This is a genomic window from Streptomyces sp. Ag109_G2-15 (genome assembly GCF_900215565.1).
Classification (GTDB): domain Bacteria; phylum Actinomycetota; class Actinomycetes; order Streptomycetales; family Streptomycetaceae; genus Streptomyces; species Streptomyces diastatochromogenes.
Map to the genome: position 1 here is coordinate 7,170,093 of NZ_OCNI01000001.1, position 25,928 is coordinate 7,196,020.

General features: G+C 72.8%; 27 protein-coding genes. 18 read left to right on the forward strand and 9 right to left on the reverse strand.

Annotated features, from left to right (window positions below; genetic code table 11):
• Nucleotides 1-127 precede the first annotated feature (127 nt).
• Together CRP49_RS32225 and CRP49_RS32230 are read right to left on the reverse strand one after the other, a co-directional pair.
• Nucleotides 128-565, reverse strand: a complete 438-nt coding sequence (locus tag CRP49_RS32225) for an SPW repeat protein (protein ID WP_094221770.1) — start codon at nucleotides 563-565, stop codon at nucleotides 128-130.
• Between the two features lie 191 nt (nucleotides 566-756).
• The gene (locus tag CRP49_RS32230) at nucleotides 757-1,365 is read right to left on the reverse strand and encodes a sigma-70 family RNA polymerase sigma factor (RefSeq protein ID WP_097256512.1); all 609 of its coding nucleotides are present in this window, start codon (nucleotides 1,363-1,365) and stop codon (nucleotides 757-759) included.
• 93 nt (nucleotides 1,366-1,458) lie between these two features.
• On the opposite strand from CRP49_RS32230, the gene CRP49_RS32235 reads away from it, so the two are divergent.
• Entirely contained in the window at nucleotides 1,459-2,493 is a 1,035-nt protein-coding gene (locus CRP49_RS32235; protein ID WP_097256513.1) for a MerR family transcriptional regulator, read from the forward strand.
• A 28-nt stretch (nucleotides 2,494-2,521) separates the two neighbouring features.
• Here the strand turns inward: CRP49_RS32235 and CRP49_RS32240 are convergent, their stop codons facing one another.
• Both CRP49_RS32240 and CRP49_RS32245 read right to left on the reverse strand, forming a co-directional pair.
• On the reverse strand, nucleotides 2,522-3,898 hold the full coding sequence (locus CRP49_RS32240; protein ID WP_097256514.1) for a deoxyribodipyrimidine photo-lyase: 1,377 nt from the start codon (nucleotides 3,896-3,898) through the stop codon (nucleotides 2,522-2,524).
• A 141-nt stretch (nucleotides 3,899-4,039) separates the two neighbouring features.
• On the reverse strand, nucleotides 4,040-4,945 hold the full coding sequence (locus tag CRP49_RS32245) for a LysR family transcriptional regulator (protein WP_179851818.1): 906 nt from the start codon (nucleotides 4,943-4,945) through the stop codon (nucleotides 4,040-4,042).
• A gap of 143 nt (nucleotides 4,946-5,088) precedes the next feature.
• On the opposite strand from CRP49_RS32245, the gene CRP49_RS49230 reads away from it, so the two are divergent.
• The 4 genes from CRP49_RS49230 to CRP49_RS32265 all read left to right on the forward strand — a co-directional run bounded on the left by CRP49_RS49230 (nucleotide 5,089) and on the right by CRP49_RS32265 (nucleotide 8,386).
• Nucleotides 5,089-5,166, forward strand: coding sequence for a putative leader peptide (locus tag CRP49_RS49230; protein ID WP_350786652.1), 78 nt, complete (start codon nucleotides 5,089-5,091; stop codon nucleotides 5,164-5,166).
• A 318-nt stretch (nucleotides 5,167-5,484) separates the two neighbouring features.
• Nucleotides 5,485-6,039, forward strand: coding sequence for an NADPH-dependent FMN reductase (gene ssuE / locus CRP49_RS32255; protein WP_094221766.1), 555 nt, complete (start codon nucleotides 5,485-5,487; stop codon nucleotides 6,037-6,039).
• Nucleotides 6,040-6,044: 5 nt separating this feature from the next.
• Nucleotides 6,045-7,229 carry an SfnB family sulfur acquisition oxidoreductase gene (locus CRP49_RS32260; RefSeq protein WP_097256516.1) on the forward strand — a complete coding sequence of 395 codons (1,185 nt, stop codon included), beginning with the start codon at nucleotides 6,045-6,047 and terminating at the stop codon, nucleotides 7,227-7,229.
• Nucleotides 7,230-7,243: 14 nt separating this feature from the next.
• Nucleotides 7,244-8,386 carry an LLM class flavin-dependent oxidoreductase gene (locus CRP49_RS32265; RefSeq protein ID WP_097256517.1) on the forward strand — a complete coding sequence of 381 codons (1,143 nt, stop codon included), beginning with the start codon at nucleotides 7,244-7,246 and terminating at the stop codon, nucleotides 8,384-8,386.
• Nucleotides 8,387-8,492: 106 nt separating this feature from the next.
• On the opposite strand, the gene CRP49_RS32275 is transcribed toward CRP49_RS32265, so the two are convergent.
• Complete coding sequence (locus CRP49_RS32275) at nucleotides 8,493-9,572, reverse strand: acyl-CoA dehydrogenase family protein (RefSeq protein WP_097256518.1); 1,080 nt, start codon at nucleotides 9,570-9,572, stop codon at nucleotides 8,493-8,495.
• A gap of 147 nt (nucleotides 9,573-9,719) precedes the next feature.
• Between CRP49_RS32275 and CRP49_RS32280 the strand changes: the two genes are divergently transcribed.
• The 4 genes from CRP49_RS32280 to CRP49_RS32295 all read left to right on the forward strand — a co-directional run bounded on the left by CRP49_RS32280 (nucleotide 9,720) and on the right by CRP49_RS32295 (nucleotide 13,667).
• Nucleotides 9,720-10,070 (forward strand): YciI family protein, encoded by a 351-nt coding sequence (locus CRP49_RS32280; RefSeq protein ID WP_097256519.1) that lies wholly within the window; start codon nucleotides 9,720-9,722, stop codon nucleotides 10,068-10,070.
• Complete coding sequence (locus CRP49_RS32285) at nucleotides 10,070-11,272, forward strand: RNA polymerase sigma factor (protein ID WP_097256520.1); 1,203 nt, start codon at nucleotides 10,070-10,072, stop codon at nucleotides 11,270-11,272. The genes CRP49_RS32280 and CRP49_RS32285 overlap by 1 nt, the downstream gene beginning before the upstream one ends.
• A 123-nt stretch (nucleotides 11,273-11,395) precedes the next feature.
• Nucleotides 11,396-12,718: an aldehyde dehydrogenase family protein gene (locus tag CRP49_RS32290; protein ID WP_097256521.1), complete on the forward strand. Its 1,323-nt coding sequence runs from the start codon at nucleotides 11,396-11,398 to the stop codon at nucleotides 12,716-12,718.
• A gap of 37 nt (nucleotides 12,719-12,755) precedes the next feature.
• Nucleotides 12,756-13,667 (forward strand): aldo/keto reductase, encoded by a 912-nt coding sequence (locus CRP49_RS32295; protein WP_179851819.1) that lies wholly within the window; start codon nucleotides 12,756-12,758, stop codon nucleotides 13,665-13,667.
• Here CRP49_RS32295 and CRP49_RS32300 read toward each other — a convergent pair.
• Nucleotides 13,615-14,763 (reverse strand): bile acid:sodium symporter, encoded by a 1,149-nt coding sequence (locus CRP49_RS32300; RefSeq protein WP_097256523.1) that lies wholly within the window; start codon nucleotides 14,761-14,763, stop codon nucleotides 13,615-13,617. The genes CRP49_RS32295 and CRP49_RS32300 overlap by 53 nt on opposite strands.
• A 253-nt stretch (nucleotides 14,764-15,016) precedes the next feature.
• Here CRP49_RS32300 and CRP49_RS32305 point away from each other — a divergent pair, with 253 nt between their 5' ends.
• The 4 genes from CRP49_RS32305 (at nucleotide 15,017) to CRP49_RS32320 (ending at nucleotide 17,961) form a co-directional block, all read left to right on the forward strand.
• A complete protein-coding gene (locus CRP49_RS32305; RefSeq protein ID WP_097256524.1) occupies nucleotides 15,017-15,385 on the forward strand; it encodes a BlaI/MecI/CopY family transcriptional regulator in 369 nt (122 codons plus the stop codon).
• A complete protein-coding gene (locus tag CRP49_RS32310; protein WP_097256525.1) occupies nucleotides 15,385-16,314 on the forward strand; it encodes a M48 family metalloprotease in 930 nt (309 codons plus the stop codon). Before CRP49_RS32305 ends, CRP49_RS32310 begins: the two co-directional genes overlap by 1 nt.
• A 108-nt stretch (nucleotides 16,315-16,422) precedes the next feature.
• The gene (locus CRP49_RS32315; RefSeq protein ID WP_097256526.1) at nucleotides 16,423-16,812 is read left to right on the forward strand and encodes a VOC family protein; all 390 of its coding nucleotides are present in this window, start codon (nucleotides 16,423-16,425) and stop codon (nucleotides 16,810-16,812) included.
• 78 nt (nucleotides 16,813-16,890) lie between these two features.
• The gene (locus CRP49_RS32320; protein WP_097256527.1) at nucleotides 16,891-17,961 is read left to right on the forward strand and encodes an adenosine deaminase; all 1,071 of its coding nucleotides are present in this window, start codon (nucleotides 16,891-16,893) and stop codon (nucleotides 17,959-17,961) included.
• Here the strand turns inward: CRP49_RS32320 and CRP49_RS32325 are convergent.
• Nucleotides 17,943-18,458 (reverse strand): DUF664 domain-containing protein, encoded by a 516-nt coding sequence (locus CRP49_RS32325; RefSeq protein ID WP_097256528.1) that lies wholly within the window; start codon nucleotides 18,456-18,458, stop codon nucleotides 17,943-17,945. The genes CRP49_RS32320 and CRP49_RS32325 overlap by 19 nt on opposite strands.
• A 79-nt stretch (nucleotides 18,459-18,537) precedes the next feature.
• Entirely contained in the window at nucleotides 18,538-19,440 is a 903-nt protein-coding gene (locus tag CRP49_RS32330) for a LysR family transcriptional regulator (protein ID WP_097256529.1), read from the reverse strand.
• 126 nt (nucleotides 19,441-19,566) lie between these two features.
• Between CRP49_RS32330 and mgrA the strand changes: the two genes are divergently transcribed.
• Entirely contained in the window at nucleotides 19,567-20,559 is a 993-nt protein-coding gene (mgrA, locus tag CRP49_RS32335; RefSeq protein ID WP_097256530.1) for an L-glyceraldehyde 3-phosphate reductase, read from the forward strand.
• A gap of 278 nt (nucleotides 20,560-20,837) precedes the next feature.
• Here the strand turns inward: mgrA and CRP49_RS32340 are convergent, their stop codons facing one another.
• Nucleotides 20,838-21,218 (reverse strand): nuclear transport factor 2 family protein, encoded by a 381-nt coding sequence (locus CRP49_RS32340; RefSeq protein ID WP_094221750.1) that lies wholly within the window; start codon nucleotides 21,216-21,218, stop codon nucleotides 20,838-20,840.
• A gap of 317 nt (nucleotides 21,219-21,535) precedes the next feature.
• On the opposite strand from CRP49_RS32340, the gene CRP49_RS32345 reads away from it, so the two are divergent.
• The 4 genes from CRP49_RS32345 to CRP49_RS32360 all read left to right on the forward strand — a co-directional run bounded on the left by CRP49_RS32345 (nucleotide 21,536) and on the right by CRP49_RS32360 (nucleotide 25,926).
• Nucleotides 21,536-21,946, forward strand: coding sequence for a hypothetical protein (locus CRP49_RS32345; protein WP_094221793.1), 411 nt, complete (start codon nucleotides 21,536-21,538; stop codon nucleotides 21,944-21,946).
• An 85-nt stretch (nucleotides 21,947-22,031) separates the two neighbouring features.
• Nucleotides 22,032-24,371, forward strand: coding sequence for an FHA domain-containing protein (locus CRP49_RS32350; RefSeq protein ID WP_097256531.1), 2,340 nt, complete (start codon nucleotides 22,032-22,034; stop codon nucleotides 24,369-24,371).
• An 8-nt stretch (nucleotides 24,372-24,379) separates the two neighbouring features.
• Nucleotides 24,380-24,931 carry a hypothetical protein gene (locus CRP49_RS32355; RefSeq protein ID WP_097256532.1) on the forward strand — a complete coding sequence of 184 codons (552 nt, stop codon included), beginning with the start codon at nucleotides 24,380-24,382 and terminating at the stop codon, nucleotides 24,929-24,931.
• Nucleotides 24,931-25,926, forward strand: a complete 996-nt coding sequence (locus CRP49_RS32360; RefSeq protein WP_097256533.1) for a serine/threonine-protein kinase — start codon at nucleotides 24,931-24,933, stop codon at nucleotides 25,924-25,926. Before CRP49_RS32355 ends, CRP49_RS32360 begins: the two co-directional genes overlap by 1 nt.
• The last annotated feature ends 2 nt before the right edge of the window (nucleotides 25,927-25,928 follow it).

Here is a 25,928-nt window from a genome sequence, read left to right on the forward strand (position 1 = left end):
CTTAGGGTGCGGTGATGCTGAGGCCGGTCCACCCGGGTGGACCGGCCTCGTCTTCCTTTCGTGGCCTTCACTTCCTTCGACTCCTTCGACTCCTTCGACGTGGTCCTCCCTTCCTCGTGTCTTGTCCTTATGGCTTGGGGACGCTCTTCGCCGCCGTACCGGCGCACATCAGGCCGAGAACGAAGGCCAGCGCGCCGATAATGACGTTGTTGAGGATCACGCCGGTGTCCGGGCTGCTGCCCACGACCCACGGCGCGATGATCATCCAGACACCCATCGCGCACATGGCCCAGCTGAGGCCGTACATCCGCTCCGGGGCCGTGGTGAACCCCAGTGCCAGCAGGCCTATCGCGATGCCCACGATCAGGTTGTGGGTCGCGAGCGCCGGCTGGCTTGTCGTGTAGTGCAGGATCCACGGAGATGCCGCGCAGTACAGGCCGAGCAGGAATACCGGCCCGTCCACCAGCGCCACATCACGGCCACCGAGCATGCGGGCGTAGCGTGCCCGCATTTCGGAGATATCGGGGTGGGTTGCCATGTCACCCCTGTGCGAGACGTTGGCCATGACTCGTCTCCTTCGTCACGTACCTGACCGCGTCAGGTGCGGTGTGCGGTAAGCGCCGCGTACCCAGTTTCCTCTTATTCGCCCTTTATGTGTAGAGGTCGGTGCGTCCCTTTGGCCGTGTGGTCCGGCAGGGAGGAGAGCCCCCGAAGAGCGCCGACTCTCTCCGGGGGCCGACGGAGGGGAGCGGCGCCTCAGCGGCGATCTCCGGGAAACCGCAGCGTTTCCGCATCGACGGCTTCGGCCCGGACCGGCCCGAGCAAGTGCCGGAGCCGGTCCAGGCCGCGCCGGGCGTGGCTCTTCACGGTGCCGAGGGGCCACCCCGTGCGCGCGGCGATCTGGGTCTGGGTGAGGTCCTCGTAGAAGGCCAGACGCAGGACCTCCCGCTGCGGCGCGGGCAGTTGGGCCAGTGCGTGCCGGACGAGGAGGCGGTCCAGCGCTGCCTCGGGGCCCGGCTCGGTGGTGCCGGTGAGCGCGAGGGTCGAGCCCGCGGCCGTGATCAGGAACGCCCGCCGGGTCCGCGCGGACAGGGCGTCGGCGATCCTGCGCCGGGTGATGCAGACGATCCAGCCGGCCAGCGGACCGCGCTCGGGCCGGTATCCGTGCCGCCCCCGCCACACCCCGAGGAACACCTGCTGGGCGACGTCCTCCGCTTCCCCGGCATCGCCCAGCGAACGCCGCGCCAGGCCGTACACGAGCGCGGACCAGCGTCGGTGGATCGCGGCCAGGCAGGCGTCGTCGCCCGTCGGCAGGCTCCGTTCCAGCTCCTCGTCGCTGCAGCGCTCCTCGGCGTGGTGCTGCATGATCACGGCTCCTCGGATGAGACGGTGCCGTCATCCTCGGAGCGCGGATCCGCGGCCTCAACCCGCATTGATTCTGCATCGTATAGTCGCGGTGTGGACGGAAAGCGTGTCGGTGCCGGTCCCTCCGCTCCGGACCGGGGGGCGGCCGAGGCGGGTCTGACCACGGGCGCCCTCGCCCGCCGGCTCGGGGTCTCACCCACCACCCTGCGCTCCTGGGAACGCCGCTACGGCATCGGCCCCGCCGAGCGCGTGGCGGGCCGGCACCGGCGCTGGTCGCCACGGGACGTGGCCGTGCTGGAGACGATGTGCCGGCTGACCTCGGCCGGACTGGCCCCCGCCGAGGCGGCCCGGGCCGCACGGAACGAGGCCTCCGCGGGTGGGCCCCAGCCCCGCGCCGCCCAGGACGAGGCGATCACCGGCGGACCCGCGCCCGCGCACTCCACCACGGCCGCCGCGTCGCCCTCGGGCGACGTGCGCCAGGAGTGCCGTGGCCTGGCCCGCGCGGCGGTACGGCTGGACGCGCCGACCGTGGAGGAGCGGTTGGCCGCCGCCGTGGCCGGGTTCGGCCTCACCCGCGCCTGGCAGGAGGTCATGGTGCCCACCCTGCATGCCGTGGGCCGCAAGTGGGCCACGTCCGGAGACCGCTATGTGGAGGTGGAGCACCTGCTGTCCTGGCACGTCTCCACCACCCTGCGCCGGCACACCCGGCCGCCCGTCACGTCCGCCGGTCCCACGGCCGCGGGCCCCGTCCTGCTGGCCTGCGTGCCCGGCGAACAGCACACCCTGCCCCTGGAGGCGCTCAACGCCGGACTGAGTCAACTCGGCATCGCCACACGGATGTTCGGCGCCGCCGTCCCCGCGGAGGCGCTCGCGGCGGCGGTACGGCGCCTGGGCCCGGCCGCCGTGGTGCTGTGGGCGCAGGCCCGCTCCACCGCCTGCCTGCCGCTGGCGCAGCACATCGCGGCCACCGAGTGGGGGGTGAAGGGAGCCAGGTCGCGGCCGCTGGTCCTGCTCGGCGGCCCCGGCTGGGCGGGCCGGCCCAGTCGCGGCATGCTCCGCCCTACGAGCCTGCCCCAAGCCCTCGACGCGCTGGCGGTGGCCTGCCGGCAACCGGGCCGGGAACGGTAGAACGCCCCGCAGAGCGGGCGGACCGTCCTCAGTCGCGTCCGCGGGCCCGCTTGAAGCGGGCCAGCCCGTCGGCCAGTTCGATGATCGGGTCCGGATACGCACCGGCGACCGCCCGCTCCGGATCCCGGAGTTTCCACGGCTCGTGCACCGCGCGTCCCTCGACGCCCCTCAGTTCCTGCACCCATCGCCGGACGTACGTACCGTCGGGGTCGTACCGCTTGCCCTGGGTGACCGGATCGAGAACGCGGTGGGGGCGGGTGTCCGTGCCCGTCCCGGCCACCCACTGCCAGTTCAGCTGGTTGTCGGCCACGTCGCCGTCGACCAGCAGCTCCAGGAAGTACCGGGCGCCCACGCGCCAGTCGACGTACAGCGTCTTGGTGAGGAAGCTCGCCGTCAGCAGCCGGCCGCGGTTGTGCATCCAGCCCTCGTGCCGCAGCTGGCGCATCGCCGCGTCGACCACCGGATAGCCGGTACGGCCCGCACGCCAGGCCTCGACGTCCTCCCGTGCCGTTTCCAGTGACCGCCAACGGTCGTGCCGCGTACGGTAGTCGGCGTCGGCCGCGGCGGGCCGTGCCGCCAGCACCTGACGGTGGAAGTCGCGCCACGCGAGCTGCCGTACGAACGCCTCCGCACCCGGACCGCCCCTTCCGCGCGCCCGGTGGACCAGCTCGACGGGGGACAGCGTGCCGAAGTGCAGGTGCGGGGAGAGGTGAGAGGTCGCGTCGCCGGCCAGGTCGTCGTGCCGGTCCGCGTAGGCGGCGACGCCGGTCCGCAGCCACGCGGCGAGGCGCACGCGGCCCTCCGTCTCCCCGCCCGCGGCCAGCCCCCGTGACACCCCCGGCAGCGCGGCACGGGACGGCAGCCCCTCGGACGCGATGCCCTCCGGTACCCGGACCGAGCGGGGCGCGCGGAGGACGCCCCGCAGCCCCTGCGCCGACCACTTGCGGAAGTACGGTGTGAACACGGCGAAGTGGTCCGAGGCGGCCGGGGTCACCGTGCCGGGGGCCACCGCGCAGGTCACCGTGTCGTGGACGTGCAGCCGCCGTCCGTCCGCCTCCAGGGCCCGCCGCAGCCGCTGCTCCCGGGCCTGCGCGTAGGCGCTGACGTCGGCCGCCAGGTGCACCTCGTCGGCCTCGGCCTCCGCCGCCACCCTGCACACCTCCGTGACGACGTCACCGGAGCGCAGCACGAGCCGGCCGCCGCGCTCGCGCAGCCCGGCGTCCAGATCCCGCAGGCAGTCCGCGAGGAACGCCAGCCGGTTGGGCGCCGCGAACCCCGCGTCCGTCACGCCCCGGTCGTGGACGAACAGGGGGACGACCTCACGGGCGCCGTCCAGCGCGGCCCGCAGGGGCGGGTGGTCGTGCAGGCGCAGATCGGCGGTGAACAGGACGATCGAGACGTACATGGCGCTGCTCCGGGACGCGGGGTGCGGACACTGAGAGATTCCGGAGCGGGGCGGCCGGCGGATGCAGGCGTCGCGAGTGAGCCGGCCCGGCACGGCCGCGCCGATCCCGGGCGGCCTGGCCCACGAAGGAGTACGCGGCCCTCAGCGCGCCGACAGCTCCCGCGCCCGGCGTACGAACGCCGTGTGCAGCTCCCGCGCCGCCTGCGGCACCGACTCGGCGCGGCGGCGCTGGAGCATCAGCAGTACCCGGGTCGTCTCGTCGGCGAGCGGCCGGTGGACGATCGTGCCGCTCCGCTCCAGCGGGTCCCCGACCACGCTGAAGTCCGGCAGAACCGTCACCCCCAGCCCCTCGGCGACCAGCAGCTTGCCCATCTCCGCACCGTCCGTCGAGTACGAGAACGCCGGGGTGCGGCCGGCCAGCAGCCGGTGCACGTACCGGTGCATCACATACCCGGCGCGCATCGCGATCAGCGGCACGCCGAGCAGGTCCTCGACGGTCACCACGGACCGCGCGGCGAGCGGGCTGTCCGCGCGCAGACACACCACGGGCCGGCCGTTCAGCAGCTGCGTGGACTCCACGCCGGCGGGTACGTCGTCGCCGTCCAGGTGATTGACCAGACCCAGGTCGAAGCCGCCCTCCACCAGCCCGCGCCGGATCTCCGGCTGCTGCGCCCCCACCACCTCGACCTGGGTGAGGGGGTGCGCCGCCCGGAACTCCCGCAGCACGGGGATCAGCAGCGGCACCGTCGCCGCGTTGACCGTGCCGACGCGCACCATCCGGCTGACGCGGTGCTGCTCGCCCGCCGCGGCGCGCAGCCGGTCGACCGCCTCCAGCACGCTGACGATGTGCGGCAGCAGCTCCCGGCCGGCCGCGCTCATCGTCGCGCCCGACCGCTTGCGCTCCAGCAGGTCGACGCCCAGCTCCCGCTCCAGATTGCGCACCGTCTCGCTCAACGCCGGCTGGGACAGGCGCAGTTCGTCGGCCGCCCGGCGCAGTGAGCCGAGCCGGGTCACGGCCGCCAGGTATTCCAGTTGTTCGGTCCGCACCACCGCAGAATGCGCGGCCGGGCGGAGCGGGTTCAAGGGTTTTCCTGTCACACCCTCGTGAAATTCAATGGTCCGCGATACGAGACCGGTCGGGTTTTCCTTGACGGCCCTCGCGGGCGGCTGCCACGATCGACGACATGACGATGCGACTGGACCTCACGCGGCGACGCCATGTCGACCTCGCGCGCGTCTCCAGCGCCTCCTGTTGCGCCGCGGCCTGATCGCCCGACTCTCTCCGATCCGCCGCGATTCTTCGCTCTTCCACCTTTCCGCTCTCGCCTGAATTCCGCCGCGTTCGGCGCGCATTGAATTCGGCGTGCCCGGAAAGGCACCGAGCAATTCCGCAACAGGAGTTCCGCATGCCCGCAGCGCCCTGACGTCTACCGGTTGCGCGACTTCTCACTCAAGCCCAAGCCCCTCGACGCCCCCGCTGGAGGCCGGGCTCCCGGAGCCCGGGTCCGTCCCCGCCCACGCCTGACTCCCTCCCTCTCGCGCGCCCGTCCCCGTGCGGGCGTCCGGCACCCAGAATGAGGCACCCCATGGCCACCGTCCTGTCCGTCTCCGGCAGTCCCTCCGCCTCCTCGCGCACCGGCCGCCTGCTGCGCCACCTGGACCAGCGGCTGATCGCCCAGGGACACCAGGTGATACCGCTGGACGTCCGCACGATCCCGGCCGAGGCCCTGCTCGGCGCCGACTTCCAGCATCCGGCCATCGTCGAGGCGACCGAGCTGTTCGCCCGGGCCGACGGCGTCGTGGTCGGCACCCCCGTCTACAAGGCGTCGTACTCCGGAGTCCTCAAGGCGCTCCTCGACCTGCTGCCGCAGTACGCGCTCACCGGCAAGACCGTGCTGCCGCTCGCCACCGGCGGCTCCACCGCACACGTCCTCGCCATCGACTACGCGCTGCGCCCGGTGCTGAACTCCATGGGTGCCGCCCACATCGTCCAGGGCTGGTTCACCCTCGACAAGGACATCACCGTACGGGAGGACGGCTCGCTCACCGTGGCCCCGGCCACCGCCGAGGCGCTGGGACAGATCGTGGACCAGTTCTCGGCGGCCCTGGACCGCACCCCGGTACTGGCGGCGGCGAGCTGAGCACCATGACCGCCCATGTCATCGCCGACGACGCGGAGGCGCTCGTGGTCGCCGCGGCCCTGGCCGAGGAGTTCCGGGCCGGGGCCGCCGAACGGGACGCCGAACGCCGGCTGCCGCGCGCCGAGCTGGACCGGCTGTCCGCGTCCGGGCTGCTCGCCGTGACCGTGCCCGCCGAGCACGGCGGCGCGGACGTGAGCACGCGGACCCTCGCGGAGATCTTCCGGCTGCTGGGGTCCGCCGACGGCAGCCTCGCCCAGATCCCGCAGAGCCACTTCGCCTACGTCAACGTGATCCGCCGTCAGGGCACCGACGAGCAGCGGAAGTTCTTCTTCGCCGAGCTGCTGTCCGGCCGCCGGTTCGGCAACGCGCAGTCGGAGGCGGGCACCCGGCACGTCCAGGACATCCGCACCCGCCTGGAGCCCCGGCCGGACGGGTCGTACGTCCTCGAGGGCGTCAAGCACTACTCCACCGGCGCCCTGTTCGCCGACTGGATCCCCGTGCTCGCGCGCGCCGAGGACGACGACCTGCACGTCGCCTACGTCCCCCGGGACGCCCCCGGCCTCACGGTGATCGACGACTGGGACGGCATGGGCCAGCGGACCACGGCCAGCGGAACCGTCCGCCTGGACGCCGTACCCGTGCCCGCCGACCGCGTCCTGCCCCACCACCTCACCTTCCAGGAACCACAACTCCACGGAACCGTCGCCCAGTTGCTGCACGCCGCCATCGACACCGGCATCGCCGGGGCCGCACTCGCCGAGGCCGCGGAGTTCGTGCGCACCAAGAGCCGCCCGTGGTTCGAGAGCGAGGCCGAGACCGCCGCCGAGGACCCGCTCCTCGTCCAGCGCTTCGGCGAACTCGCCCTCCAGGTGCGGACGGCCGAGGCGCTGCTGCGCGAGGCCGCCCGCACGGTGGACGCGGCCCGCCCTCACCTCACCGACGACACGGCGGCCGAGGCGTCCATCGCGGTCGCCGCCGCCAAGGTACGCGCGGCCGAGGCCGCGGTGGACGTCGCGGGCGCCCTGTTCGAGGTGTCCGGCACCCGCTCCGCGCTCAACTCACCGAACCTGCACCGCTACTGGCGCGACGCCCGTACCCACACCCTGCACGACCCGACCCGCTGGAAGATCCAGCACATCGGCCGGTACGTGCTGACCGGAACCCGGCCGCCCCGACACGGCCTGCTCTGATCGGAGACCCCCACGTGTCCCTCACCTTCCACTGGTTCCTGCCCACCAACGGCGACAGCCGGCACGTCGTCGGCGGCGGCCACGGCACCCCGGCCACCGCCTCCGGCCGGGACCGGCCGCCGACGGTCGCCTACCTGAGCCAGATCGCGCGGGCCGCCGAGGACCTGGGTTTCGTCGGCGCGCTCACCCCGACCGGCGCCTGGTGCGAGGACGCGTGGCTGACCACCGCCATGGTCAGCCAGCACACCGAGCGGCTGAAGTTCCTGGTCGCCTTCCGGCCCGGCTTCGTCTCGCCGACGCTCGCCGCGCAGATGGCGTCCACCTTCCAGCGGCAGACCGGCGGACGGCTCCTGCTCAACGTGGTCACCGGCGGCGAGAGCCATGAGCAGCGGGCCTACGGCGACTTCCTCGACAAGGACGACCGCTACCGTCGTACCGGCGAATTCCTGCAGATCGTACGGGAGTTGTGGGAGGGCAAGAGCGTCGACCTGAGCGGGGAGCACCTCCAGGTCGAGGACGCGCGGCTGAGCCGGGTGCCCGATCCGGTGCCCGAGGTCTACTTCGGCGGCTCCTCGCCCATCGCCGGGGAGATCGCCGCCCGGCACGTCGACGTCTACCTGACCTGGGGCGAGCCGCCCGCACAGGTCGCGGAGAAGATCGCCTGGATCAGGAAACTGGCCGCACGGCACGGCCGTACCCTGCGCTTCGGCATCCGGCTGCACGTCATCACCCGGGACACCTCCGAGCAGGCCTGGGCCGAGGCGGACCGGCTGCTCGACGGCTTCGACACGGAGACCGTACGGTCCGTGCAGGCGGGCCTCGGCCGCAGCGAGTCCGAGGGCCAGCAGCGCATGCTCGCCCTGCACGGCGGCAGCCGCGACGGCCTGGAGATCCACCCCAACCTGTGGGCCGGCATCGGCCTGGTGCGCGGGGGCGCGGGCACGGCCCTGGTCGGCAGCCACGACGAGGTCGCCGAGCGGATCAAGGAGTACCACGCCCTCGGCATCGACGAGTTCGTCCTCTCCGGCTACCCGCACCTGGAGGAGGCGTACTGGTTCGGCGAGGGCGTACTGCCCCGGCTCGCCGCACAGGGTCTGTGGCGGCATCCCGACGGGAGCACGGCGGCACCCTCGGCCCAGGTGCCGTTCACGAGCTGAGCGGCAACTCGACCTGGCGGACTGCGGGTTCACGTCTGTGGGTTCATGACAACGGCTTCGGCCTGCACGGCGTGGTGCACCTGGCCCAGGCGGCCGCGTTCCGCGGCTACACCCCGGGCTCGGTGACCACCTCGCTGGACGATCTACCGCCCCCGGTGCCGGTCAGTGCCCGCAGGTGCGCCATCCTCGTCTCCGCCGTCTGCCCCTGCACCAGCAGGAACAGCCCCTCGCGGGCGAGTCGTTGGGCTCGGCTGGTCAGGGACATCGCGCGGCCGCCGCCAGCCACCACCGCCGCCGTGGTGGCCGTACCCAGGACCTCGTACGCCTCGGCCCGCACGGCCAGACGCTCCGCGGCCCGCTCGAACGGCGCCGGGTGGTCGGCCAGGGCGTAGGCGCGGCGGCGGATGTCGGCGAGGCGGGCATGCAGCGGGCCGGCGGACTCCTCGTCCAGCAGGGACAGCGCCGCCTCCGCGATACCGAAGACCGCCGGGTTGGCGTTGAGCGTCCTGGCCCGGTCGGCGGGCGCCCACGACGCGTACGGCGTCCGCAGGGCCACCGCCTCCTCGGGCACCCACAGGCCGTCCAGCTCCAGCGACACCGTACGGGCGGCGGTGAGCGCCGCGAGGCGCAGCGGCGCCGAGGCCCGCAGGCCCGGCTGGTCGCGTGCGTCGACGAAGGCGAACAGGGCCTCGTCGGCCTCGGTCACCCCGGCGAGCAGCATGACGTCGTTCAGGCCCCATCCGGTGTACCAGGGGACGGACCCGTCGAACCGCCAGCCGCCGCCCTCCCGCCGGACCCGCACCGGCACGCGCGGATGGGCCCGCAGATGCGCGTACGCCACCCCGGACAGCAGCTCGCCGCGCGAGAGCGGACCCAACAGGCGTTCGCGCACCGGCAGTTCACTCTTCGCCAGGGTCTGCACCGGCGTGTGGTGCTGCGTCTGCACGAACCAGGTCGAGCAGCACGCCCCGGCCAGGATCTCCGCGGTCTCCCGCAGCACGGCCGGCGATGCCCCGGAGCCGCCGTATGCGACGGGTGCGACCACACCGAGCAGCCCGGACTCCTTCACCGCCTCGATGTGGCTCGCGGGGACGCCTTCCTGGTCCACCCGCTCGGCCTCGGGGACGAGCAGATCGGCGGCGAGCCGCCGGGCGCGGACGACGAGCGGATGTGCGGTGATGGTCATGCGGGAGATTCTTCCGAAGATCGCCGGCGAATTTTTCTTCCGGATCCGTGGCGCGCGGTGTCGATCCGGGCTCCGGCCGTTCGTGTAGGAGGTGACAGACACCCCCGAACCCGGGAAGACGCCCGGGCGGAAGCCCAGGAGGACATCATGAAGCACTACCTGCTCAGCGTGGTCCAGCCCGCCGGCGGACAGCCCCCCGCCCCCGACGCGCTCGCCGAGATCATGCGCAACGTCGAGGCCTTCAACGACGAACTGCGCGCGGCCGGAGCCTGGGTCTTCGCCGGTGGCCTGCACGGCCCGGAGACCGCCACCATGCTCCGTCCCAAGGACGGCGACGTCCTCATCACCGACGGCCCCTTCGCCGAGGGCAAGGAGTACCTGGGCGGTCTCTGTCTGATCCGGGCCGCCGACCTGGACGAGGCCCTGGAGTGGGGGCGCAAGGCAGCCCTGGCGACCACCCTGCCCATCGAGGTACGGCCGTTCGTGGACCAGCACTGATGGTCGAGGCTCCTGACATCGAGGCCGTCTTCCGCGCGGAGTACGGGCGCGCGGTCTCCGTCCTCGTCCGCTTCCTCGGCGACATCGACCTCGCCGAGGAGGCGGTGCAGGACGCCTTCACCACCGCCGTGCGCAAGTGGCCGGAGACCGGCGTGCCGCCGAGCCCGGCCGGCTGGATCATCACCACCGCCCGCAACCGGGCCGTCGACCGGCTGCGCCGCGAGTCCTCCCGGGACGCCCGGCACGCCGAGGCCGCCCTGCTGTACGCGCCCGACGCACCGCCCGAGGAGGGCCCCGTGCGCGACGACCGGCTCCGTCTGATCTTCACCTGCTGCCACCCCGCACTCGCCCCGCAGTCCCGGGTCGCCCTCACCCTGCGCCTGCTCGGCGGCCTGAGCACCGCCCAGATCGCCCGCGCCTTCCTGGTCCCCGAGCCGACCCTCGCCCAGCGGCTGGTGCGGGCGAAGGCCAAGATCCGCGACGCGGGCATCCCGTACCGCGTGCCCCGCGACGCCGACCTGCCCGACCGGCTCGGCGGAGTCCTCGCCGTCGTCTACCTGATCTTCAACGAGGGCTACACCGGCGACCCCGCCCTGTGCGCGGAAGCCGTACGGCTCGGCCGGCTGCTCGCCGAGCTGATGCCGGACGAACCCGAGGCCACCGGACTGCTCGCACTGATGCTGCTGATCGAGGCGCGCCAACCGGCCCGGCGGGACACGGACGGCGCCCTGGTGCCGCTGCCCGAGCAGGACCGCGGCCGGTGGGACCGGGGTCTGATCGCCGAGGGCCAGGACCTGGTCCGGCGCTGTCTGCGCCGCGACCGGCCGGGGCCGTACCAGATCCAGGCCGCGATCAACGCCGTACACAGCGACGCACCGATCGCCGCCGCCACCGACTGGGGCCAGATCCTGCGCCTGTACGACCAGTTGACGGCCGTCGCCCCGTCGCCGGTCGTCGCGCTGAACCGGGCGGTCGCGGTGGCGGAGGTCGAGGGCCCGGCCGAGGCCCTGGACCTGGTCGACTCCCTCGACCTCGCCGGCTACCACGTCCTGCACGCCGTCCGCGCCGACCTGCTGCGCCGCCTCGACCGGCCCGCCGAGGCCGCGGGGGAGTACGCGAAGGCCGTCGAGCTGGCCGCGAGCGAGGCCGAGCGGGCGTACCTGGAGCGGCGCCGACGGGAGCTGGACCAGGGGGCGACGTGACCCTCGTCACCGACGACAGCAGGTGGAATTTACTTGGGCACCTGAAAGGTTGGCATTTACATCTGACCGTTCGAGACCCTACGCTCGGGCCGACCCAGCCCGTGCACCACCAGCGAGGCATCCGTGAACCACTCCACCCCCGAGCAGCCCGCCGACGTCGTGGCCCGGCTGCGCGCCACCTTCCGCACCGGCCGCACCAAGCCCGTCGAATGGCGCACCGGCCAGCTCCGGCGCCTGCGCGCGATGCTCACGGAGAACGGCGCCGCCCTCGCCGCCGCCCTCCACACCGACCTGGGCAAGAGCAGCACCGAGGCCTATCGCACCGAGATCGACTTCACCGTCCGGGAGATCGACCACACCCTCGAGCACCTGGACGAGTGGCTGCGCCCGGAGTCCGCGCCCGTCCCGGCGCACCTCGGGGGCGACGCGACGGCCTGGACGCAGTACGACCCGCTCGGCGTCGTCCTCGTCATCGCCCCCTGGAACTACCCGGCCCAGCTCCTGCTCGCCCCGATGGTCGGCGCACTGGCCTCCGGCAACGCGGTCGTGGCCAAGCCCAGCGAACTGGCCCCGGCCACCTCGGCCGCGCTGGCCGAGCTGATCCCCGCCTACCTCGACACGGACGCCGTCGCCGTGGTCGAGGGCGGCATCCCGGAGACCACGGCCCTGCTCGCCGAGCGCTTCGACCACATCTTCTACACCGGCAACGGCGCCGTCGGCCGCATCGTGATGCGCGCCGCCGCCGAGCACCTCACCCCGGTCGCCCTCGAACTGGGCGGCAAGTCACCGGTGTTCGTCGACCGCGGCACCGACCTCGACGTGGTCGCCGACCGGTTGGCGCGCGGCAAGTTCCTGAACGCCGGCCAGACCTGCGTCGCCCCCGACTACGTCCTCACCGACCCGGAGACCGCCGCCGCCCTGGAGAGCGCGCTGGTCCGTGCCGTCGAGGCCCTCTTCGGCGCCGACCCGCAGGCCTCGCCCGAGTACGGCCGGATCGTCAACGAGCGCCACTTCGACCGGCTTTCCGCCCTGCTCGACTCCGGCCGGGTGGCGGTCGGCGGCGGCAGCGACCGTACGGACAAGTACATTGCGCCGACCGTGCTCGTGGACGTCGACCCGAAGTCCCCCGTGATGCAGGAGGAGATCTTCGGCCCGATCCTGCCGGTCGTGACCGTGCCCGGCCTGGACGCGGCGATCGACTTCATCAACGACCGCGACAAGCCGCTCGCGCTGTACGTCTTCAGCGAGTCGGACCGGACACGCGGGCGCATCGCCGCCGAGACCTCCTCCGGCGGCCTCGGTTACGGCCTGCCGCTCGCCCACCTCACCGTCTCCGACCTGCCGTTCGGCGGTGTGGGGGAGAGCGGCATGGGCAGCTACCACGGGCGCTACTCGATCGAGACGTTCAGCCACCGCAAGGCCGTGCTGTCCAAGCCGCTCGGCTGAACGGACGGCTCCGGGGCCGGTGTGCGAAACTCCGCCGATGACTGCTGAAACGATCACCGCGGACGCCTCCGGTACCTTCGGGCTCGGCGACCTGCCCGTCCACCGCATCGGCTTCGGTGCCATGCGGCTGACGGGCAGCGCTGCCTTCCATCTCGGCACCGTCAGCGACCGCGCACGCTCGATCGCCGTCCTGCGCAGGGCCGTGGAACTCGGTGTGAACCACATCGACACGGCCGCGTTCTACTTCTCCTCCCTGCGCTCCGCCAACGAACTCATCAACACCGCCCTCGCGCCGTACGCCGACGACCTGGTCATCGCGACCAAGGTCGGCCCCTTCCGCGACTACTCCGGTGAGTGGGGCACCTCCTCGGCCCGGCCCGACCAGCTGCGCGGGCACGTCGAGGAGAACCTGCGCCAGCTCGGCCGGGACCACCTCGACCTCGTCTATCTGCGCCGGATGCGCCAGGACTCCATCGCCGAACACTTCGGTGCCCTCGCCGAACTGCGGGAGGCAGGCCTGGTACGGCACCTCGGCGTCTCGGCGATCCAACCCCGGCACCTGACCGAGGCGTTGGAGATCGCCCCCGTCGTCTCCGTGCAGAACCGGTACGCGCTGGACGTCCCGGACCCGCAGGCCCACGAACTCCTGCGGATGTGCGGCGAACGGGGCATCGCCTTCGTGCCCTACTTCGCCGTCGCGGGCGAGGGCGCCGAGCGCGGCGCGGCCGGGTCGCGCGACGACGACGAGGTGATCGCCGTCGCCCGCGCGCACGGCGTGAGCCCCGCGCAGATCCGCACCGCCTGGACCCTGCACCAGGGCCCGCACGTCCTCGCCATCCCCGGCACCGGCAACCCGGACCACCTGACGGAGAACGTCGCCGCGGCCGCCCTGCGGCTCAGCCAGGAGGAGCTGGAGCGGCTGAACGCCCTTCACGCGCGGGCCGTCTGACGCCCGGTCGGCCGCCCTCGGGCCATCGGTCCCGGGGCGGCCGGCGTTCCGCACCGCGCACCACCCGCCCCGCCGCCACCTTCTGCAGCAGCCCGTACGCGAGCACCGGCAGCAGGATCTGGGGGCGGTCGGGGAGCGCGGTCGTGATCAGCACGGCGCTCGCGCTGCTGTTGTTCATGCCGCAGGCCAGGGTCACCGAGGCGCCGGCCCGGGCGTCCAGGCGCAGCAGGCGCGCGGTGACGCCGCCCAGGGTGAAGGACAGGCCGCACACGGTGGCGGCGACGGCCAGCGCGGCCGCGAGCAGGATCGGGCGCGGATGGCGCAGGAAGGGGCCGAGGACCCCGCTGGCGTTCACATACGTCAGCAGGAGCGAGCCCAGCAGCGCCGCCGGGACCACCGCGCCGAGCAGCCGGTCGCGGGCGCCTTCGGGCAGCGCGAGCCGGCCCAGCAGGCCGAGAGCGCAGGGCAGGACCACCGAGGTCAGTGCGAAGGAGTCCCCGGCCGCCGAGGCGGTGGTGGCCAGCCGGCCCGCGTAGGAGCCGTGCAGCAGCGGGCCCAGCGCGGCCAGAGTCAGCGGCACGGTCAGCGGGCTGACCAGCGTCGACGCGAGGACCAGCCCGACGGCCGTGGGCTGATCCCCGTCGCCCTTCGCGGTCCACACCGTCGCCCCGGCCGCCACCGGCATGGCGACGACCAGGATCATCGCCGTCACCATGCCGCTGCCGCCGTCCTGGTCCGGCGACTGCCGCAGCGCGAACGCCACCCCGGGCACGATCAGCAGCGGCGCCAGCACATGCAGGGCCAGCCCGGCGAGCAATGCGGCGGGCCGGCGCAGCAGGAGGCCCAGCTCCCGCAGCGGGACCTGCAGCCCCGCGCCGAACAGGACCAGGGCCAGCAGGAACTGCGGTATGCCGAGGCGCAGTTCAGCGAGTCCGGCGAACCCGAGGGAGTGGGGGTGCCGTAGCCACAGTCCCGGGTCGGGCAGCAGCGCGGCGGCCGCGTACATCACGGCCACGGCCCGGCCCAGACGGCGCCGCAGCAGGCCGAGGGCGCGGCGCGCGGACAGGAGCGGGGAGGGAGGAAACAGGGCGCGCATGTCGGAGAGGCTCTTCCGTCGTCGGGTCCGGTCGGAGACGGAAGGTGCGTATCGCGAAGGCGCGCGCCGCGCCGGGCGGACAGGAGCCGTCGAGGAAGGGCAGCGGACGGTTCGCACACAGCCGTTCGGACATGGTCGGTGGCCCCTCTCATAATGGGCGTGCGGGCGCACGGCCCAGGACAGCACCTGGCTGACTACAATGGTGTAGACGGTCTTCCGAACTGTAGACGAAGACGGGGTGAGGAACGTTCCCATGACCGACGCCAAGGACGAACGCCGGCCGGCAGGCGAGCTCGAAGCGAGCGTCATGGCCGCCCTGTGGGCCGCCGGCGCGCCCCAGACGCCCGGCCAGGTCCAGCTGAACCTCGGCGCGGACCTCGCACGTACGACGGTGACCACGATCCTCACCCGTCTGCACGACAAGGGCATGGTCGAGCGGCGCCGCCAGGGCCGCGGCTACGCCTACTTCCCGCTCCAGGACGCCCAGGGCCTCACCGCCCGCCGGATGCACACCGAACTCGACCGGGACACCGACCGCGAGACCGTCCTCGCCCGCTTCGTCGCCCAGCTCAGCCCCGACGACGAACGCATCCTGCGGGACCTGCTCGAATCCGACGCCTGATGACCGTACTGCTCCTGCTGCCGCTCCTGCTGCCGTTCGCCCTCCCGGCACTGGCCAGGCGGGCCCTGGACCGGCTCGCCCCGGTCGTCGCGCTGTGGGCGGTCACCGTCTGTGCGCTCGTCCTCGCGGGCAGCTCGCTGGCCGCGCTCGGCGCGTTCGTGCTGACCGGCCTGCTCAAGGTGCCGCTGTTCGCCGCGCTCGGCGAACTGGTCCGCCCGCTGCGCACCGCCTCGGACCTCGTCGTGCTGCCCGCCGCCGCGACCTCCGTCGGCGCCCTCGCCGTGTGCGGCTGGACCCTCGTCCGCTCGGTCCTGCACCAGACCCGCGCCTTCCGGGCCGCCCGCTCGGCGGCCGGGCGCGGACCCGCCGCCGGCGACCTGTGCGTGGTGGACTCGCCCCGCCCGGACGCGTACGCCCTGCCCGGGCGCCCGCACCGCATCGTCGTCACCACCGCCATGCTGCGCAGCCTCGACGCCCCCGAGCGTGAGGCGCTGTTCGCGCACGAGCGGGCGCACAACGAGGGCGGCCACCACTACTTCCTGGCCGCCGCCGAACTCGCGGCGCACTGCCATCCCGCCCTGCGCCCGGTCCGCGAGACGATCCGGCTCGCCGCCGAGCGCGCCGCGGACGAGGCCGCCGCGGCCTCCGTCGGCGACCGGCGTCTGACCGCCCGCGCCATCGCCCGCGCCGCCCTCGCCGGCCAGGCCGCCCGCTCGGAGCGCCCCGACTTCGCCGCAGCGGCGACGACGGGCCCCGTCCCGCAGCGTGTCCAGGCCCTGCTGGCCGCCCCCCGGGCCGCGCACCGGACCGGTCGGCGCATCGCCGCGCTCCTGCTCGCCTGTGCCGCCGTCTCCTGCGTGGCCTCGGTGACCGGAATGGCCGACTTCCACCACCGGGTCGAGGTCGCCCAGGGCGACGAGAACCCCTGACCCACCGATCCTCGGACCCGGACGAGACCACCCGTGCGAGGGGTGACTGGCGTCCACGACGTTTTACGTATAACCTCACCCGCTAACCACCCTCACCGGAAGGCTCCGATGCGCCGCGTTGCCCTGGTCACCCTCGTCGTGGACGACTACGACGAGGCCATCCGCTTCTACACCGAGGCCCTCGGATTCCGGCTGGCCGCGGACGAGCCCCGGCCGGACGGCTCCCGCTGGGTCGTCGTGGAGCCCGGTGACAGCCACGGCACCGGCCTGCTGCTCGCCCGCGCCAAGGGCGAGGACCAGCGCGCCCGGATCGGGGACCAGACCGGCGGACGGGTCGGGTTCTTCCTGCACACCGACGACTTCGCCCGCGACCACGCCCGCATGGCGGCCGCCGGCGTGACCTTCCTGGAGGAGCCGCGCCACGAGCCGTACGGCTCGGTCGCCGTCTTCCGGGACCTCTACGGCAACCGCTGGGACCTGCTCCAGCCCGCCGACTGAACATCCTCCCGCGGCACGCTGCTCCCGCCGCACGCCTCTCCCGCCGCTTCGAACCACCTGCTCAAGGAAAGACCCGCCATGACTGCTACGCGCGTAGACGCCGAAGTGATCCGCCGCCTGCCCAAGGCCGTCCTGCACGACCACCTCGACGGCGGCCTGCGCCCCGCCACCGTCGTCGAACTGGCGGCCGCGGTCGGCCACACCCTGCCCACCAACGACCCCGACGAGCTGGCCGCCTGGTACTTCGAGGCCGCCAACTCCGGCGACCTGGTCCGCTACATAGCCACCTTCGAGCACACCCTCGCCGTCATGCAGACCCGCGAGGGCCTGCTGCGCGTCGCCGAGGAGTACGTCCTCGACCTGGCCGCCGACGGCGTCGTCTACGCCGAGGTGCGCTACGCGCCCGAGCTGAACACCCGGGGCGGGCTGACGATGAACGAGGTCGTGGAGACCGTCCAGGAGGGCCTCGCCGCCGGCATGGCCAAGGCGGCCGCCGCCGGCACGCCCGTCCGCGTCGGCACCCTGCTCTGCGGCATGCGCATGTTCGACCGCGTCGGCGAGGCCGCCGAGCTGGCCGTCGCCTACCGCGACGCCGGTGTCGTCGGCTTCGACATCGCCGGTGCCGAGGACGGCTTCCCGCCCGCCGACCACCTGGCCGCCTTCGAGCACCTGCGCCGCGAGAGCGTGCCGTTCACCATCCACGCCGGTGAGGCGCACGGCCTGCCCAGCATCCACCAGGCGCTGCAGGTGTGCGGCGCCCAGCGCATCGGGCACGGCGTGCGCATCACCGAGGACATCGTCGACGGCAAGCTCGGCCGCCTGGCCGGCTGGGTGCGCGACCGCCGGATCGCCCTGGAGATGTGCCCGACCTCCAACCTCCAGACGGGCTGCGCCACCTCGATCGCCGAGCACCCCATCACCGCGCTGAAGGACCTGGGTTTCCGGGTCACCCTCAACACCGACAACCGGCTGGTCTCCGGCACGACGATGACCCGGGAGATGTCCCTGCTGGTCGAGGAGGCCGGCTGGACCGTCGAGGACCTGCGCACGGTCACCGTGAACGCCCTCAAGAGCGCGTTCATCCCGTTCGACGAGCGCAACGCCCTCATCGAGGACGTGGTCCTGCCGGGTTACAAGTCCGCGCTCTGAACGAGCCCCCGCAGGTAGGCGGCCTGTCCGATGTGCTGTAGATCGTCGGACAGGACGCTCACCAGGCGCACGCCCAGGGTGACCGGGGGATCCCAGCGCACGTCCACAACCCGTTCGAGATCCTTGGCGGCCAGCCCGCGCAGGGCGCCGAGGGTCTGCTCGTGCACGGCGTCGTAGTACCCGGTGAGCAGGTCGGACGACTCGACCCGCACCTTCGCGACCTTCGCGGGTGTGTGCCCGTAGCCGGTGTCGTGGTGGGGCAGGTCGAGGCCGAAGCGTTTCTGCCAGTCCTGGGACAGCCACACCTGGTCCAGGTCGAAGGCGTCGGCGATGTGATCGTCCTGCACCCGGGTCAGGTGCCAGACGAGCCAGGCGATGGAGTTGGCGTCGGGGGCCGGCCGGGAGTGCAGCTCGTCCGGTCCGAGGCCGTCGAGGGCGGCATGGACTTCTTCCTGGATGCGGCCGTAGCCGTCGATGAGGATGTCCTTCGCATGCATGCGTCCACCATGGCGCATCGCGCGCGGTCATGCGTGCGGAATCCGGCTTCCGTGGAAGCCGAGCGGCACCCGTCCCGAATCAGCAGGCCTGGGGAGGTGTCAGAGCCTCTGTTTCCAGCAGCTGGACCAGGGCGCGGGCCGCGGGGCTCGTCGCGCGCTCCGGCGGCAGCAGGGCCACGGTCTCGTACTCCGCCTCGCCCGTGCCCTTCAGTGGGAGCGCCGTCAGCGAGGGCCGCTTGTGCCGGAAGTGCCGCGGTACGACGGCGATGCCGAGGTTCTCGTCCACCAGGTCCAGCAGGCTGTGCACGTCATTGACCTCCAGCGCGACCGTGCGCCGGACGCCGGCCGTCGTGAAGGCGGCGTCGGTGGTGCGGCGCGGCCCCCAGTCCGGGTGGAAGTCCACGAAGACCTCTCCGGCCAGGTCGTCCGGTGTCAGCACCGCGCCGGCCGAGGCGAGCCGGTGGCTGGGATGGCACAGGACGGTCATCGGCTCGCTGGTCAGCGACACCGAGCGCAGCTGGTCGTCGTCCGCCTGGGTCCGGTAGGCGAAGGCCAGGTCCAGCCGCCCGGCCGTGACCTCCTCGGCCAGCGCGCCCGAGCCCGCCTGCCGCAGCCGGATCTCCACGTCCGGATGGCGCCGCCGGAAGGCCGCCAGCAGCCGCGCCACATGCACCCCGGCGATGCACTGCTCGGTGCCCAGCGCCAGGGTGCCGCGCAGCACGCCCTGCACCGCCGCCACCGCCTCGTGCGCCGAGCGCACCTGCGCCAGGATCCGCTCGGCCTCCACCAGCAGCGCGCGCCCCGCCTCGGTGAGCGTCACCCGCCGGGTGGTGCGCACGAACAGCGGCGCCCGCAGCTCCCGCTCCAGCGCCCGGATGGACGCCGACAGGCCGGACTGGGACACCATGAGGCGTTCGGCGGCGCGGGTGAAATGCTGGTCCTCGGCGACCGCGACGAAGTGCTGGAGATGGCGCAGTTCCATGACTCAGAAGCGTATCCGCTGAATTCCATCGGATTCTCCTGTTGGACCACTGCCCGCGGGCCGCGACAGAGTAGGCACCGGTTCCCCGGAACCGGACTCACCTGTGCCAACCCCTCTGGAGTCGCGTTGTACACCGGACACCCCGACCGTTACGCCGACATGCCCTACCGGCGCACCGGGCGAAGCGGCCTGAAGCTCCCCGCGCTGTCCCTCGGCCTGTGGCACAACTTCGGGCCCGACCGGCCCGTCGAGACCCAGCGCGCCATCCTGCGCCGCGCCTTCGACCTCGGTGTCACCCACTTCGACCTCGCCAACAACTACGGCCCGCCGCCCGGCGCCGCCGAGTCCGCGCTCGGCGAGGCCCTGACGGCCGACTTCACGCCGTACCGCGACGAGCTGGTGATCTCCACCAAGGCCGGCTACCTGATGTGGCCCGGCCCGTACGGCGAATGGGGCTCGCGCAAGTACCTGCTCTCCTCGCTCGACCAGAGCCTGAAGCGGATGGGCCTCGACTACGTCGACATCTTCTACTCGCACCGCCCCGACCCGGAGACTCCCCTGGAGGAGACGATGGGCGCCCTGCACTCCGCGGTCCAGCAGGGCAAGGCGCTCTACGTCGGCGTCTCCAACTACTCGGCGGAGCAGACCCGCGAGGCCGCCCGCATCCTCGGCGAACTCGGCACCCCACTCCTCATCCACCAGCCGCGCTACTCGATGCTCGACCGGCGCCCCGAGGACGAGGGCCTGCTGGACGCTCTGGACGAGCTGCAGGTCGGTTCCATCGTGTACTCCCCGCTGGAGCAGGGCCTGCTCACCGGCCGCTACCTCGACGGCATCCCCGAGGGCTCCCGGGCGGCGAGCGACAGCCCCTTCCTGAACTCGGACGCGGTCACCGAGGACCTGGTCGGTCGCCTGCGCGCCCTGGACGAGATCGCCAAGTCCCGCGGCCAGACCCTGGCCCAGCTGGCCCTGGCCTGGGTGCTCCGGGGCGGCAGGGTGACCTCCGCCCTGGTCGGCGCGAGCAGCCCGCAGCAGATCGAGGACAGCGTCGGCACGATCCGCAACCTGGACTTCGAGGACGAGGAACTGGCCCGGATCGACGCGATCGTCAGGCCGTAAGCCGCTCGCCGCCCACCCAGAGGCGGGCCGCCGCCTCTGGGTCGACGGCGTACGGCAGCACGCTCGAGCCTGACCGGTTCGCGGGTGCCGAAGAATGCGGCGGACCGTGGCCGGACCGCCTGGGTCCAGCCGCATTTCTCCAGGCTTTTCCGCAGGACGGCGGTGCATTCCGCGTCCGCATTTCCCGCCGTGCCGCATTTCCCGCCGTGCCGGATTTCCCGCCGTGCCGGACTTCTTGTCGTCCGCCGCGAGCGGGAAAACCCGTCTGCGCCCCGGCCTCAGGCGCCCGGCAGCCGGTCCAGGAAGCCCAGGACCTGCCGGATCCGGCCCTCGCCGTCCAGCGTGATCACGTCGAACCCCGCCACCGGCGCCGAGCCGTCCGCCTCGTTCACCAGCTCCCAGCCGAACCGCGCGGTGTCGTGGTGCCCGTCCACCGCGCCGAGGGGGCGGAAAGCGAAGCCCGGGAACTGCTCGTGGGCCGCGGCGATCACAGCGGCGATCTGGTCGTGCCCGCGGACGTCGGCGAGCGGGTCGGTGTAGCTGCCGTCCGCGGTCCAGGCCGCGGCGACCGCCTTCTGCAGGGCCTCCGGCTCGGTGGCGTTCCAGGCCTCGAAGTAACGGGCGACGGCGCTGTCGTAACTGTTGGTGTTCACGGTCATGGCGAATCAGCCTCCATCGAGGTCATATCTGCTGGTCAGGAACCGGATCCGGGGTTTCGCCGATCCGGTGTGACCACCATGCCCGAGCCGCGGTGGGTGGGTCGATTACCTCCCGGGTAATGACGGAGGCGCCCTTTGGCCGGTGCATTTTCGGCCAGAGCAGGCGGTGAATATGCCAAGAGACTGGCCGGAAAGTCATGGTGACAGTGTTTCGGGAGTGGCGATACTCGAACATCAGGGGCACTTTCACCGCACAGGAGCCGCGCGGAAAGCGAGGGTTCGGCCGGCACCACAGCGATGCGTTCGGGGGAGTGATCGTGCACGACGAATTCCTGTGCCATGTCACCGCGTACGGCATGTGCGGCGGACAGCGTGTCGGCGTACCGCTCGGCACCTATCGCGCGCCGACCCTGGCGCTGGCCCTGTGGTGGTTACGGGACCGGGCGTCCTGGATCGCCGAGCGGCTCGACCCGAGCCCGGAGGCCCCCGCCTTCCCTGCGGGTGCGCTCGTCCCGGTCGCGGACACGGTGGCCGACGTCCCCGCGCTGCTGCGCGCCTGGTGTGCCGACGACGTCCAGCAGGAGCTGGTCGCGGACGAGTTGGCCGGCGGACGGCTGGTGCGGATCGCCGCCCACGACGACACCACCGAGTACGAGCTGCTCGCCGAGTCCGTCGACGCGCTGCGCATGCAGCGCACCCTCCCGGCACTCGTCGTACCTGTCGCCTGACACGTGCCACGTCGGGTACCGAACACCCTCGGGATCCTCCCGGCCGCAGGGGCGCACATGTGAGCGAATCGGTAGAATTCTGGCCATGGCGGAGCAGCCGGTCGCCCCGACGTCGCTCGAACTCGTACTGGAGACCGACACGGGCTCCACGGTGATGACGCCTGGCCACGACTACCACGTCGGACGTGATCCGTTGAGCGACATCGTCTTCGACGACGCCCGGGTCTCATGGCACCATGCCGTGCTGAGCTGCGGCCACGACGGCTGGACGCTCAAGGACGCACAGAGCACCAACGGCACCTACGCCGACGGCCGCCGCATCCGCGAGTGGGACGTCCGCCCCGGCAGCGTCATCCGCTTCGGCAACCCCGACGACGGCCCCCGAGCCGTCCCGCTCGGCCCGCGCGCACCCGCCGCCGACCGCCCCTCGGGGATCTCGCATCCCGAGCTGACCGGCACCTTCCGCACCCCGAGCAGCGTACGGCCGCTGCCCACGCACCCGATCCGCATCGGCCGCGCCGAAGGCAACGACCTCGTCGTCGACGACCTGACCGTCTCCCGCCGCCACGCCGAACTGCACGCCCTGGCGGCCGGCGGCTACGAGATCGTCGACCTCGGCAGCCACAACGGCACCTACCTCAACGGCCGGCCCGTCACCCGCGCCCCGGTCGGCCCCGACGACATCATCGGCATCGGCCATGTCGCGTACTTCCTGGTCGGCGACGAACTCCAGGAGTACGTCGACAGCGGCGACATCTCCCTCGACGTACAGGACCTCACGGTCGCCGTCGAGCAGGGCCGCAAGGTCCTGCTCGACCACGTCTCCTTCCCGGTGGGGGAGAAGTGCCTGCTCGCGGTGGTCGGACCGAGCGGCGCCGGGAAGTCCACGCTGCTGCACGCCCTGACCGGCCAGCGGCCCGCGGACCACGGCACCGTCCTGTACGACGGCCGGGACCTGTACCACGACTACGCCGAGCTGCGCGGGCGCATCGGCCTGGTCCCGCAGGACGACATCCTGCATCCCCAGCTCACCGTGCGCGCAGCCCTGTCCTACGCCGCCGAGCTGCGCTTCCCCGAGGACACGGCGAGGGCGGAACGGCGCGCCCGGGTGGACGAGGTGATCCGGGAACTCGGCCTCGAACAGCGCGCCGAGCAGCCCGTGCACAGCCTCTCCGGCGGGCAGCGCAAGCGGGTCAGCGTGGCCCTGGAACTGCTGACCAAGCCGTCGCTGCTGTTCCTGGACGAGCCGACCTCCGGCCTCGACCCCGGCATGGACCGGTCGGTGATGCACATGCTGCGGGGTCTCGCCGACGACGGCCGCACCGTCATCGTGGTCACACACAGCGTCCTCAGCCTCGACGTCTGCGACCGCCTCCTGGTGCTCGCCCCCGGCGGCCGGATCGCGTACTACGGCATGCCCGACGACGCCCTCGCCTTCTTCGGCTTCGAGCAGTGGCCGGAGGCCTTCGAGGCCTTCGACCGCGACCAGGACCGGGACTGGGCCGGGGAGTACCGCGACTCGCCGTTCCACCGGCACTACGTCACCGAGGCCACCACCCAGCCCCGCCGCCCGGACTCGACGCCGGTCGCCCCCGTACCCCGGCCCCGCCCCCGCAGCCGGGGTGCCCAGCTCGGCACCCTCGTCCGCCGCTACACCGCCGTCCTCGCCGCCGACCGCACCTTCCTCGCCGTCATGATCGCCCTGCCGTTCGTGATGGGCGCCATGGACCGCGCCCTCGCGGGCGGGAAACTCACCCAGGACACCGCCATGAACGCGCTGCTCATCCTGTGCGTCGGCGGCGTGCTCATCGGCGCCGCCAACGCGGTGCGCGAACTCGTCAAGGAACGCGTGGTCTACCGGCGCGAACGCGCCGTCGGCCTGCCCAGATCGGCGTACCTGATGTCCAAGGTCGTGGTGCTCGGCACCATCACGGTCGTCCAGGCCGTCGTCCTCACCCTGGTCGCCCTGCTCGGTGTCGACCTGGGCGCCCCCGGCGGCCACGGCGTCCTGCTGCCTCCCCTGCTCGAGATCACCCTCGCCGTCGCCCTGCTGGCCTTCACCGCGATGATGCTCGGCCTGCTGGTCTCCGCGCTGGTGCGCAAGGAGGAGGTGACGATGCCGCTGCTGGTGCTGCTCGCCATCGTCCAGGTCGTCTTCTGCGGGGCCCTGCTCCCGCTGCACGGCGTACCCGTCCTCGAACAGCTGTCCTGGCTGGTGCCCTCCCGCTGGGCGCTGGGCGCCATGGCCGGCACGGTCGACCTCGCCCGGATCGTGCCCGGCGACCTCACCGCCGACCCCCTGTTCCGGCACTCGGCCGGCGTCTGGCTGCTGGACCTCGCCATGCTGCTCGTGCTGTCCGCCGGCTACGGCCTCCTGGTCGCCCGGCTGCTGCGCCGGCACGAACCCGCCGTGATGCGGAAGTAGGCGGTGCCATGACCAAACAGCAGCCCCCCGGATTCCGGCCCACGCACGTCGTCCCGCCGAACGGCATGCCCGCCTGGGAGACCCCGGACCCCGCCCGGCCCACGGTGCCCCTCGACCCGCTGCTGCCCGTGGAGCTGGTGGAGCGGCTCGGCGACTGGGGACACATCCGCTGCGCCAACGGCTGGGCCGCCTGGGTCGACGGCCGTCACCTGATCGCCGTACCCAAGGATCCGCCCGCCGGCGACGGCCCGCCCGCCGGCACCGCGGACCCACGCCCGCTGCTGGCCCGCGCCGAAGAGGCCCTGGCCGACTACCGGTCCGCGGTGGAGGAACTCGCGGCCGGTGGCCTGGACGGGCAGTCCTTCGGGGACCGTACCCGCGGACTACGGATCGGGGTCGTGCTGGACGGGGAGTCCATGTGGGTGTACGACGCCGACGAGGGACGGTGGCTGTACGGCGACGGACGACGGCTGCACACCTACGCCACCGACCGGACGCCGCCGGACGAGGACACCGGGCACGCCCCGACCCGGCACGTGGCCCCCAAGGGTGAGCCCTGATGGCGCGCCAGACGAGCCTGTCCTCCCGCCGGCCCTCGCAACTGATCGGGTGCCAGGTGGCCAACTACCTGGTGCAGAGCGAGATCGGCCGCGGCGGCATGGCCGTCGTCTACCGGGCCCGTGACCTGCGCCTGGACCGCACGGTGGCCCTCAAGCTCCTCGCCCCGGAACTGGCCCGCAACGACACCTTCCGGAAGCGTTTCACCCACGAGTCCCAGGTGGCCGCCTCGATCGACCACCCGCACATCGTGCCCGTCTTCGAGGCCGGCGAGACGGACGGCGTGCTCTTCATCGCCATGCGCTACGTCGCCGGCAGCGATCTGCGCCATCTCCTCGACGAGCGCGGCCCGTTGCCGTTCGAGGTCGCCGTACGCATCGCCGCGCAGGTGGCCTCGGCGCTGGACGCCGCCCACGATCACGGCCTGGTCCACCGGGACGTGAAGCCCGGCAACGTCCTGGTCGCCCGGGGCACCGACAGCGACCACCCCGAGCACGTCTACCTCACCGACTTCGGGCTGACCAAGAAGTCGCTGTCCCTGACCGGATTCACCAGCGTCGGCCAGTTCGTCGGCACCCTCGACTACGTGGCGCCCGAGCAGATCTCCGGCCGGCCCGTCGACGGCCGCTGTGACGTCTACGGCCTCGCCTGCGTCGTCTACGAAACCCTGGCCGGACACCCGCCCTTCGTGCGCGAGGACGACATGGCCCTGCTGTGGGCCCACCAGTACGACGAGCCGCCCCCGCCGAGCGAGTCCCGCCCCGACCTCCTCCCGGCCGTCGACGCCGTCTTCGCCAGGGCCCTCGCCAAGAGCCCGGACGCCCGCTACGACACCTGCCGCGACTTCGTCGCCGCCCTGCGCGCGGCCCCGAGCGGCGCCCTCGACGCCGCCGACAGCGATGGTGAGGGCGACAGCGACCCGGACACGGAGACCGACCTGCGGACACAGGCCGAACCGCCACAGCCACCGGAGTGGGCTCAGCCGTTCTTCCGCTAGGG